Raw genomic sequence first — 10,898 nt, 5'->3', positions numbered from 1 at the left:
GCGGCGGCGGGCTTCAAGCGGCGGGCGTCAGGCGGCGGGCGTCAGGCGGCGGGCTGGGCGATCCGCCCGGCGTAGCGGTGGTTCCAGCCGGTGCCCGTGTCCGCGGTCATCACGACGTCGTAGTAGCCCTCGGCGGTGGGCCAGTTGACCTTCTTCGACTGGCCGGGCGCGACCCAGAAGTCCTGGGTGCCGCCGACGAAGTCGTTGGCGGCCAGGGTGTAGTGCACCTGCTGGAGGCCGTCGTTGTGCAGGGTGATCGCCAGGACCGGCGCGGCGCCCGCGGTGAGGTCGACGTCGACCCGGGGCACGCCGGTGTTGTTCTGCCCGGCGGGCAGCACCGTGCCCGCGTGGGAGCGCACGAAGCCGTCGGGTCCGTAGACCGAGAACGCGTACCGGCCCTGGTAGGCCGTGGCGTCCCAGACGTAGGAGCGCGGCGCGGCGGCGGTCACCGTGAACGGCGTGTTGGTGAAGGGCTTGTAGCGGTCGGGGAAGACCTGGAGGCTGACGCCCTTGCCGCTCGGGCCGCCGGCCAGGGTCAGGTTCGCGGTCACCTGGCCGGTGGCGCGGTTCTCCGTGAACGTGCCGTGCGCCTGGAAGGAGAGCGGGCGCGGGCGCAGCGGCGGGTAGTCGTTCCACTGGTCGTCGGCGGGCACCTGGGTGGCGATCGTGCCGCCGGCCCGGGCGATCGCGACCAGGGCCGCGGTGTCCGGCAGCGACGGGGTGCCGAGGACCGGGCGGGAGAAGTCGATGGCGCTGGTCAGGTCGCCGCTGATGGTGCGCCGCCACGGGGTGATCGTGGTGCTCGGCGCCGGGGTGCCCAGCGAGGCGGTCCACACCTCCAGGAAGCGGATGACCGAGGTGTGGTCGAAGACCTCGGAGTTGACCCAGCCGCCCCGGGTCCACGGCGAGACCAGGGTCATCGGGACCCGGGCGCCGTAGCCGAGCGGGGTGCTGCCGGCGTACTCCCCCGCGGTGCCGGGCTCCGCGAACGGCGGCAGCACGTGGTCGAAGTACCCGTCGTTCTCGTCGAAGTTGAGGATCAGCAGGGTGTGGTTCCAGACGTCCGGGTTGCTCTGCAGCGCCTGGATCACCCGGTCCGTGTAGCGGGCGCCGTGCTCCGGGTTGGCGGAGGGGTGCTCGGACCACTCGTACGGCGCGACGATCCAGGAGACCTGCGGCAGCGGGTGGGCGGCGCCGGGGGCGCAGGCGGCGATGAAGTCGCCCAGGACGCCGTTGAGGTTGGTGTCGCTGTCGTCGTTGGGCAGGCCGTCGGCGGCGTACGGGAAGGAGTTGGCGCGCCAGACCAGGCCGGTGCCGGGAGCGGTCTTGGTGGTGTCGGCGAGGTTGGCCGCGCTGGGGGTGAAGGTGGCGAAGCCGCGGATCGGGCTGTCCTCGTAGTCGCCCCGCCAGCCGTCGCCGTTGTTGTTGTCGACGTAGACGCGCCAGGAGACGCCGGCCGACTGGAGCGCCTCCGGATAGGTCTGCCAGGACCGGTTGCCCGAGGTCTCGCCGCCGTTGGCGGTCACGCCGTTGGACGTGCCGGTCCACAGGTAGAGCCGGTTGGGCGTGGTGGGCCCCATGATCGAGCAGTGGTAGTTGTCGCACAGGGTGTAGTTGCTGGCCAGCGACCACTGCCACGGGATCTCGTCACCGGTCAGGTAGTTCATGGTCGCGCTGCCCTTGGCGGGCACCCAGTTGTTGTACCTGCCGCCGTTCCAGGCCCCGGTGCCGGTGCCGTAGCCGTGATCGAGGCCGGTGGTCGTCTGGGCGACGGTCGTGACGTGGTTGGGCTTGACCGTGCCGGAGCCGCTCGGCTGCGCGAAGACGGTGGTGCCGTTCTGGAACCGCAGCGCCTGCTTGTCGTTGAAGCCGCGGACGCCGGGCATCGCCCCGTAGTAGTGGTCGAAGGCGCGGTTCTCCTGCATCAGGATCACCACGTGCTTCAGGTCGGCCATGGTGCCGCTGAAGCCCTCGGGCAGCACGTAGGCCGCCTGCTGGCCGCTCTCGCCGCCGGCCGCCCAGGCGAGCGCGCCGCCGCCGGTGAGCGTGGCGGCGCCACCGAAGAGCCCCATGGCCTTGAGCATGGCCCGCCGGGAGAGGCCGGACCGCAGGATCTCCGGCGGGACGAGCCCGCCCTGCCGCGCGTCGTCGGAGCCGGCGGGCTCGGGGGTGGTGGTGGTCATGGGGCGCTCCTGGTTCCGGTGCAGTTCCTGGGGAGGACGGACCGGATCAAAAGCGCCGCGGGTTAATGAGCTGTGAACAGGGACCGACAGCCGCCTGGTTGCGGGCTCGAACGGTGGGATTCGATCGCCGACTGCGCGCAGTGGGCCGCGAGCGGCGGCCGACTGCGCGCGGTGGGCCGCGAGCGGCAGCTCAGCCGGACAGGGCCGGGGCGCTCACTCGCCGGGCGAGCGCAGCAAGGGCGCCACGTCCCCGGCGCGGACGTCGAAGGCCGCCGCATCGGAGACGTAGCGGTCGACCGCGACCTCGACCAGCCGGCCGTCGACGGTCGGCGAGGTGCGGCTGACCTGCAGCAGCGGGCTGGAGCGCCGGACGTTCAGCAGTCGGGCGTCGTCGCTGGAGGCGGCCACCGCCTCGATCCGGTGGTCGCCGAGCAGGACGCGGACGCCCGCGGCGTCCAGCGCGCCGAAGACCGAGGGCGCGTCGTCGGGCAGCGCGTCGATCACCGGGACCACCCACGGCGCCCAGGTCGAGCGCTCGACCATGACGGCGCGCCCGTCGAGCGTGCGCACCCGGGTGAAGCGCAGCACCTCCTCGCCCAGTCCGATGCCGAGCAACCGGGCCTCGCGCGCGCTCGCGCCACCGCGCTCGCGGTGCACGATCCGCCCGCTGGACTCGCGTCCCTGCTCCGCGGCCCACCGCGAGAACGCGCGCAGCTCCCCCACCGTCTGCGCCCGGTGGCCGGCTTGGACGAGCCAGCCCGAGTTGGGCCGGGAGACCAGCAGGCCCCGGCGGGCCAGCGACGCCAGCGCGGTGCGGACCCGGGCGCGGGTCGTGGCGTACTCCTGTGCGAGCGCCTGCTCACTGGGCAGCTTCCGCCCGGTGGGGTACCGTCCGTCGGCGACGCGCCGCTCGATGTCCGCCGCGATGGCCGCGTGTCCGTTCACCGAGGCACGTCCTGCTCAAGGGTGGGTTGGCGTTTCGTGTGGTGGAGGTTACCAGGTCAGGGCGGTGGCGAGGCCGCGCGGAGCCGGCCCCGGCCGGTGCCGGCGCGGACCGCCGCGGCCGCCGCCGGCCGCCCGCGCCCGCCCAACTTCCTTGTGCGACAGGTGATCGCCGTGCGCCGCGGTCGCGTGCCGGGCCGCGGGCCCGCCGGGACTCGACGGCCGACGGCCGACGGGGTTCGGCTAACATGCTGACTGTCGCATGATCGGTACGTTGGGTCAGCTCACGATCATTTCCGAGGGCTGGGGAGGGGTTCTTTTGGCCAGGACACTCCAGGAGCGACTGAACGCGCTGTTCGAGACGGTCCACCCACCCGACCGCGGCCCGTACAGCAACCACGAGGTCGCCGCCCTGCTGCGCGAACGCGACGGCGCCTCCCTCTCGCACGTCTACCTGTGGCAGCTGCGCACCGGGCGGCGGGACAACCCCACCAGGCGCCACCTGGAGGCGCTGGCGTCGTTCTTCGGCGTCCCCGCGGCCTACTTCTTCGACGACGGCACCGCCGACCGGGTCGCCGGCGAGCTCGCCTTCGTCAGCGAGCTGCGCAGCAGCGGCGTGCGGCGGGTCGCCACCCGGGTGGCCGGGCTGTCGCCGCAGAGCCTGGCGCAGGTCCTCGCGACGGTCGAGCAACTGCGCGCACAGGAAGGGCTCCCGGTCGTCCCCGCCGACGAGGCAACGGACCGGAACCCGTGAGGGGCAGCATGCGGAGCAGCTGCCGACGCTTCGTGCGCGGCTTGGACCTGCCGCGCGTCGCCGGCGTGCGGGAGCTCTTCCCGGTCGTCGAAGCACGGTCCGGCTACCCGATCCGGATCCTGCCCATCTCCGAGGACATCGCCCAGGGCGTGTGCGGCCTCTGGATCAGGTCGACGAGCACCGACTACGTCTTCGTCCACCCGGACACCAGCCGCGCCCACCAGGACCACATCATCGCGCACGAACTCGGGCACATCCTCCGCGAGCACCAGGGCCTGCCCATCCTCCCCGCGGCCCCGCCGGTCGCCGACCGGCTGGTTCCCGACCTCGACCCGCGGGTGGTCAAGATGATGCTGGGCCGCACGAGTTACGAACACGACGACGAGGAGGAGGCGGAGTTGATCGGCACCTACCTGCAGCGCCACGCGCACCGCCCCGGCCTGCGCCCGCGGGGCGACGACCCGGTGGCGGAAACGCTGCTGCGCGACTGGCGGTGACCGGGGTCGATGCAGCAGCTCCTGCACCCGATCTGCCTGGCCCTGGCCGTCGCCGGCTTCCTCCTGCTGCTCTGGCCACCACGGCGCCTGGGGCGGGACAAGGCGCTGACCGCCCTGGTCGCCGTGTACGGCCTCTCCGCCGTCTCCTTCCTGGTCTCCCTCGATCCGGTCTGGCGGCTGCTCGGTGAGGCGACCGGCAACCCGGCCACCGGCATCCTGGCCGCCTTCGGCGTCGTCACGGTGCTGTCGACGCTGCAGCTCGTCGTGCTGGCCCACTGGGTGCTGCCCGGGGAGCGGGCCCGCGGGGCGGTGCGGCTCTGCCTCGCGGCGGGGGCGGCGGTCACCGCCGCGCTGGTGGCGCTCTTCCTGCTGCTGCCCGTCAGCGGCCCCGTCTCCCCGCAGGCCTTCACCGCCCACTACCTCCACGACGGCGTCTACCAGGCGTTCCTGACCCTCTACATCGGTGCCTACGCCGTCGGGGAGGGCATCCTCGCCGTGGTCTGCTGGTGGCGGGCCGGCGGCACCGGCGAGCCGTGGATCGCCCGCGGACTGCGCGTCGTCGGCGCCGGGGCACTGCTGACCTTCGGCTACAGCGCGGTCCGGCTGGTGGACGTCGCGGCGGCGGTCTTCGGCCTCGCCCCCGCCTCGGCGTGGTGGGAGAACGTCGCCTGGCTCTGCGCCGACGGCGGCACCACGCTCGCGCTGGCCGGCTTCTTCATCCCCACGCTGGCGGTGCACGCCGTCCCGCAGGCCCGCGCCTGGGCCGGCGCCTACCGCGACCACCAGCGCCTGGGGCCGCTCTGGCACCGGCTGCACGACGCCCTGCCCACCATCGCGCTGCAGACCCACCGGAAGGCCGCGGCCGACCGACCGCCCCTCTGGGGGACCAGCTGGCACCTGTACCGCCGTGCCGTGGAGATCCGGGACGGCCAGTGGGCCCTGCGCCACCACCTGGACGAGTCGGTGCGCCGCGCGGCCGAGGCCCGGCACACCGGCGCCGGGCTACGCGGCCCCGAGCTGGCCGCCGCCGTCACCGCCGACCAGTTGCACGCGGCGCTGGCCGCCTACCAGCGCGACGAACCGCCGCGAGCCCCGGCCTCGTACGCCGACGCGGGCATCCGCGACGACGTCCGCACGCCGGACGACGACATCCGCGTACTGCTGCGCATCGCCGCCCACTTCGAGGCCGTCCCCGCACCCGAGGAATCCCGATCATGGACCTGATCCACCGCCCCGCGCACGAGCAGTTGGCCGCCCTGGACCGGGGGGAGGTCTCCAGCCGCGAGCTGACGGCCGCGCACCTGGACCGGATCGCCTCGCGTCCCGACGACAACGCGGTCGTCACCCTCGACGCCGAGGGCGCCCTGGCCGCGGCCGCCGCGGCCGACGAGCGGCGCGCCCGGGGCCGGGGCCGGGGCCGGGGCCGGGCAACCGCGCTGCTGGGACTGCCGATCACCCTCAAGGACGCGCTGGAGACCGAGGGCCTGCGCACCACCTGCGGCGCCGTGGAGCTCTCCGAGCACGTCCCGTCGCGCGACGCGGACGCCGTGGCCCGGCTGCGCGCGGCCGGCGCGGTCGTCCTCGGCAAGACGAACACGCCGCCGTTCTGCCAGGACCTCCAGACCGGCAACGAACTGTTCGGCACCACGCCGAACCCGCACGACCGGCGCCGCACCGCCGGGGGCTCCTCCGGCGGCTCGGCCGCGGCCGTGGCCGCCTTCCTCAGCCCGCTGGACATCGGCAGCGACCTGGCGGGGTCGCTCAGGCTGCCCGCCCACTACTGCGGGGTCCACAGCCTGCGCCCCACCGGCGGCGTGGTGCCGAGCCGGGGTCACATCCCGCGCCCGCCGGGCTGGCTGACGACCTCCGAACTGCTCTCGGTGGGCCCGATCGGGCGCAGCGCGGCCGACCTCGACCTCGCCCTGGGCGTGCTGGCCGGTCCGGCGCCCCGCGAGGCCGCCGCCTGGCGGCTGGAGCTGCCGCCGCCCCGCCACGAGCAGCTCGCCGGCCACCGGATCGGCATCTGGGCCGACGACCCCTTCTGCCCGGTGGACGCGGCCACCCGGGCCCTGCTGGAGGAGCTGGACCGGGTGCTGTCCGACCTGGGCGTGCGCGCCGGCGACTCCGCTCCCCCGGTCGACCTGGCCTCCTGCGACCGGCTGTTCCGCTCCCTGATGTTCGCCGGCAGCACCGCGAGCGCCGCACCGCAGGCGTTCACCGCCGAGCTGGCGGCCGCCCGGCGGCTGCCCGAGGACGACGGGTCGCCCGGCGCCGACTACCTGCGCGACCGCACGATGAGCCACCGCGACTGGCTGCTGGCCAACGAGGAGCGCCGACGGCTCCAGGAGCGCTGGGCGGCCTACTTCGAGGACGTCGACCTGCTCATCGCCCCGGCCGCGCCGACGGCCGCGGTGCCGGACCAGACGGGCGTACCCGTGCCCGAGCGGTACCTCACCGTCGACGGGCGGCGGCGCGGCTACTTCGAGCAGACCACCTGGCTGAACCTCGCCGGCCTCGCCCAGCTGCCCTCCGCCACCGTGCCGTTGGGCCGCACCGGCGAGGGGCTGCCGCTCGGCGTCCAGCTCATCGGGCCCCACCTGGGTGACCGCACGGTCGTCAGGGCCGCCGGGCTGCTGGGCGAGCTCTGGGGCGAACTGCGCGGCACTCAGCCGGTGTTCGCCGGCTGAGAGAGCCCGAGGAAGCGCGGGCGGGCCCTGGCCGGCCAGGGCGGAGCAGCCGGCACGGCCGGCCAGGGCGGAGCGGCCGGCACGGAGCAGCCAGAGCGGAGCGGCCGGCGCGGCGCGGCGCGGTTAGGACGGCGCCGCGAAGCCGCTGGCCCAGAAGCGCCCGTGGACCGCGAGGTCGAGCAGCATCTAGAAGAACCCGTCGTCCTCGTAGTAGTTGTTGACCACCACGTCCGGCTCGTCGTCGCTCAGCGCCTCGTCCAGCAGGATGCCGCCCAGGATGCCGGCCGCACCCGCGCCGATCAGGGCTCCGGTGCCGAACCGGCGGCCCTGGTCGGGCCCCGCCTGCTGGGGGCGGACGCCGGCCGGCGGGTATCCGCCCGGAACCGGCTGCGGATACCCGCCCGGGGCCGGCTGGGGGTAGGCCGCTTGAACCGGCTGGGGGTAGGCCGCTTGAACCGGCTGGGGCGGGGTGTAGAAGGGCGGCGCGGTGCTCAGCACCCGCTGCGCGCAGGAGGCGCAGGCGTGGATCCCGCGCGGGGTGCCCCACTGCGGCGACCAGAGCACGGAGGCGCTGCCGGCGCCGTGGGCGGGGTCGAAGAAGCACGCCGCGGCGGGACTCCCCGCCGCGCGCGGGTCGGCGGCGCGCGCGGCCGGCGCGGGCACCGGGGCGGCCGACGGGAACGGGGTGGCCACGGGAGCGGCGCCGGCCATCGGGAGCGTGGCCGTCAGCGGGAACGGCGCGGGCGCCGGCGGGACCGGGGCGGACCCGGGAGCCGGTGGGAACGGGGCGGCCGCGGGGGCCGGTGGCGGCGGCGTGCTCGGCTCGGCTGCCTGCTGCAGCACCCGCACGCCGAAGTCGGCCGCGATCCCGGCCAGCCCCGTGGCGTAGCCCTGGCCGACCGCGCGGAACTTCCACCCGCCGACATGGCGGTAGAGCTCGCCGAAGACCATCGCGCTCTCGCCCGCGGCCTCGTCGACCAGGTCGTAGCGGGCCAGTTCGGCGCCGCCGACCGGGTCGGTCAGGCGGATCCGGGCGCCACGCACCTGGCCGAAGGTCTGACCCCGCTGCGCGGCCTCGTAGATGGCGACCGCGAAGACGATCCGCCGCACCTCGTCGGGCACGGCGGCCAGGTCGATCTCCAGCTGCTCCCGGTCCCCCGACCCCGCCGGGGCGGCGCCGCGGTGGCGCACCGAACCGTCCGGGCTGCGCAGGTTGTTGAAGAAGACGAAGTTCTGGTCGGAGACCCTCCCTTCGCGGTCGCACAGCAGCGCGCTGGCATCGAGCTCGTACCCGGCGGCGGCCGTCCACCCCAGGCCCACGAGCACGGTGCCAAGACCCGGCGCCACCTCACCCAGGGACACGTTGCCGCCCCTCGTCAGGACCACGCCCATGAATCCTCCTTCAGCGCTCACGCGCGAGTACCGGTCTGCGTCGGCGACAACGCCCCGCACGCCGCGACGGTTCCCGAACCGGGCCCGGCCCTGCATCGAACCGCCCGCCGCCCCTCCCCCGCCGCCCGCCACTCGGACCCGACTGCTCGGACCCGACTACTTGGACCCGACTACTCGGACTCCACTACTTGGACTCGACCCGGCCGAGCGGGTCGGGCCCGGCCGTCAGCGCGTCGCACGCCGCCCGCCAGGCGGGATCCCCCGGGTCGAGCGCGGTGCGCAGGTAGGCCCAGGTGAGCCGCTGGAGCGCGGCCACCCGCCCGGGGTGCTCGTCCGTGGTCTCGGCGACGTCGTACCCGGAGATCCCGCCGAGCCCGTGCTCCGCGCCGAACAGCGTGAGCAGGGCCTTGGGACCGGGGGCGAGGTGGTACGGATCGGTGTGCCACCGCGGGCCGTTGACGGTCAGGTGGGCGGAGGCGTCCAGGTCACCGGCGACCACGAGCGCGGGCGTCGTCATCCGGGAGAAGTCCGTGGTCAGCAGGAAGGGGAAGCTCTCGGCGATCGGCGCGGTGAGGGCGTCGCCGCCCCTGCCGGGCGCGGCGAGCAGCACTCCCGCCTTGATCCGGGGCTCGGCGAGGTCCACCTCCGTACCGTCCTGGGGATCGGTGAGCCGCGCGCCCAGCAGCAGGCTCGCGGTGTGGCCGCCCATCGAATGCCCGGCCACGGCGACCCGGTCCGGGTCCAGGCGCCCGCGGAGCTGGGGAACGGCGCTCTCGATCACGTCGAGCCCGTCGAGGAGGCGCGTCATGTCCTGGGCCCGCGACCGCCAGTACATCGGCGCTCCGGGGGTGGCGGGATCCAGGCGCAGCGTCGTCGAGCTCAGGTGGGTGGGCTGGATCACGACGAATCCGTGCGCCGCCCAGAAGTTGGCGAGGGGGGCGTAGCCGTTCAGCGAGGAGAGGTGGTTCGAGTGGCCCTGGCCGTGCGAGAGGAGGATCACCGGCAGGCCGCTCCCGGTCACCGGCGCGGAGACCCGCACCTGGAGGTCCACCGCCCGCCCGGGCGCCGGCAGCACCACCGGGCTGACCGAGAGGACGGGCGTGGAGGGGCTGAACGCGTCGGCGCCGTAGGTCGTTTCACTCATGAGATGGGTATCCCTTCGATGGCCTCCGCGGCCGGTGCCGTTCGACGGCGGCGGGCGGGGCGGTCGGGAGCGTCCGGTTTCGACTAGGCTGAAAGCGGATCGTTGTTCCGATTACGATACGGATCAACGTTCCGCTTTGTCAACGGACACCGGACGGCAGCGGACGTCCCAGGAGAGGAGAGCGCGATGCCCACGACAGGACCCTCCGGGGAGGCGCCGGTCCGGAGCAAGCGGGCCGACGCGCAGCGCAACCAGCGGACGCTGCTCGCCGCCGCCGCCGCGGTGTTCGTCACCTCCGGCGTCGACGCGCCGATCCGCGAGATAGCGGCCGGCGCGGGCGTCGGGATCGGGACGATCTACCGCCACTTCCCGACCCGGGCGGACCTGGTCGCCGCCGTCTACCGCCACCAGGTCGAGGCCTGCGCCGAGGCCGGCCCGACGCTGCTGGCCGAGGCCGGCTCCCCGCTGGCGGCACTGCGCCAGTGGGTCGACCTCTTCGTCGATTTCCTGGTCACGAAGCACGGGCTCGCCAACGCGCTGCAGTCGGACAGCAGCGGCTTCGAGGCGCTGCACGCCTACTTCCTCGACCGCCTGGTGCCCGTCTGCGCGCACCTGCTCGACGCCGCGGTCGAGGCCGGCGAGATCAGCCCGGGGACGCAGGCCTACGAGCTGATGCGCGGCATCGGCAACCTCTGCGCGGGCCGGGACAGCGACCCTCGCTACGACCCCCGCCGGCTGGTCGAGCTGCTCCTCCAGGGGCTGCGGCCGCCGGGCCCGGCCTGAGGCACAGGCTCCGAGCGGGGCTCCAGGAGGGTCCGAGCGCTTCGCGCGCCGATGGCCCACTGTGTATCTTGATATCAAGATACTTACTGTGAGACCTGACCCAGCCGGAGGCCCGTGCCATGACCGCCGCCCACTCCCTCGCCGCCATCAACCACGTCCAGCTCGCCATCCCGGCCGGCGGCGAGCAGCAGTGCCGAGCCTTCTGGGGCGAGTTGCTCGGACTGCCCGAGACCCCCAAGCCGCCGGCGCTCGCCGTCCGCGGCGGCTGCTGGTTCCAGGGCTCCGGCTTTCAGGTCCACCTCGGCGTGGAGGCGGATTTCCGACCCGCGCTCAGGGCTCATCCCGCCTTCGAGATCCGCGGGCTGCGCGCGCTCGCGGACCGGCTGGCCGACCACGGACATCCCGTCACCTTCAGCGACGAAGTGCCCGGACAGGACCGCTTCCACACCGCCGACCCGTTCGGCAACCGGCTCGAATTCCTTGAGCCGCACTCCTGAGCGGGCGCCCGGCGGGCCG

At 74.5% G+C, this 10,898-nt stretch carries 10 protein-coding genes; 6 read left to right on the top strand and 4 right to left on the bottom strand.

Annotated elements, in window-relative coordinates:
- Window positions 1-41: 41 nt before the first annotated feature.
- A complete protein-coding gene (locus OG455_RS34135; RefSeq protein WP_266300159.1) occupies window positions 42-2,183 on the bottom strand; it encodes an alkaline phosphatase family protein in 2,142 nt (713 codons plus the stop codon).
- Between the two features lie 213 nt (window positions 2,184-2,396).
- A complete protein-coding gene (locus OG455_RS34130; RefSeq protein WP_266300158.1) occupies window positions 2,397-3,128 on the bottom strand; it encodes a GntR family transcriptional regulator in 732 nt (243 codons plus the stop codon).
- 316 nt (window positions 3,129-3,444) lie between these two features.
- On the opposite strand from OG455_RS34130, the gene OG455_RS34125 reads away from it, so the two are divergent.
- Genes OG455_RS34125 through OG455_RS34110 form a run of 4 tightly spaced genes read left to right on the top strand, consistent with a single transcriptional unit; the run spans window position 3,445 to window position 7,063 of the window.
- Window positions 3,445-3,879, top strand: coding sequence for an XRE family transcriptional regulator (locus OG455_RS34125; RefSeq protein WP_266300157.1), 435 nt, complete (start codon window positions 3,445-3,447; stop codon window positions 3,877-3,879).
- Between the two features lie 8 nt (window positions 3,880-3,887).
- Window positions 3,888-4,376, top strand: coding sequence for a hypothetical protein (locus OG455_RS34120; protein WP_266300156.1), 489 nt, complete (start codon window positions 3,888-3,890; stop codon window positions 4,374-4,376).
- 9 nt (window positions 4,377-4,385) lie between these two features.
- Window positions 4,386-5,600, top strand: coding sequence for an MAB_1171c family putative transporter (locus tag OG455_RS34115; protein ID WP_266300155.1), 1,215 nt, complete (start codon window positions 4,386-4,388; stop codon window positions 5,598-5,600).
- Window positions 5,591-7,063: an amidase gene (locus OG455_RS34110; RefSeq protein ID WP_266300154.1), complete on the top strand. Its 1,473-nt coding sequence runs from the start codon at window positions 5,591-5,593 to the stop codon at window positions 7,061-7,063. The genes OG455_RS34115 and OG455_RS34110 overlap by 10 nt, the downstream gene beginning before the upstream one ends.
- 186 nt (window positions 7,064-7,249) lie before the next feature.
- Here OG455_RS34110 and OG455_RS42160 read toward each other — a convergent pair whose 3' ends face one another.
- Window positions 7,250-8,455 carry a TerD family protein gene (locus OG455_RS42160; RefSeq protein ID WP_323185620.1) on the bottom strand — a complete coding sequence of 402 codons (1,206 nt, stop codon included), beginning with the start codon at window positions 8,453-8,455 and terminating at the stop codon, window positions 7,250-7,252.
- A gap of 184 nt (window positions 8,456-8,639) precedes the next feature.
- Window positions 8,640-9,599: a chlorophyllase gene (locus OG455_RS34100; protein WP_266300153.1), complete on the bottom strand. Its 960-nt coding sequence runs from the start codon at window positions 9,597-9,599 to the stop codon at window positions 8,640-8,642.
- Between the two features lie 186 nt (window positions 9,600-9,785).
- On the opposite strand from OG455_RS34100, the gene OG455_RS34095 reads away from it, so the two are divergent.
- Together OG455_RS34095 and OG455_RS34090 are read left to right on the top strand one after the other, a co-directional pair.
- Window positions 9,786-10,382 (top strand): TetR/AcrR family transcriptional regulator, encoded by a 597-nt coding sequence (locus OG455_RS34095; RefSeq protein WP_266300152.1) that lies wholly within the window; start codon window positions 9,786-9,788, stop codon window positions 10,380-10,382.
- Between the two features lie 119 nt (window positions 10,383-10,501).
- Entirely contained in the window at window positions 10,502-10,879 is a 378-nt protein-coding gene (locus OG455_RS34090; protein WP_266300151.1) for a glyoxalase, read from the top strand.
- The last annotated feature ends 19 nt before the right edge of the window (window positions 10,880-10,898 follow it).

This window comes from Kitasatospora sp. NBC_01287 (assembly GCF_026340565.1).
Taxonomy (GTDB): domain Bacteria; phylum Actinomycetota; class Actinomycetes; order Streptomycetales; family Streptomycetaceae; genus Kitasatospora.
The sequence above is the reverse complement of the archived record's forward strand: the minus strand, read 5'-3'. Positions and strand labels throughout refer to the sequence as shown.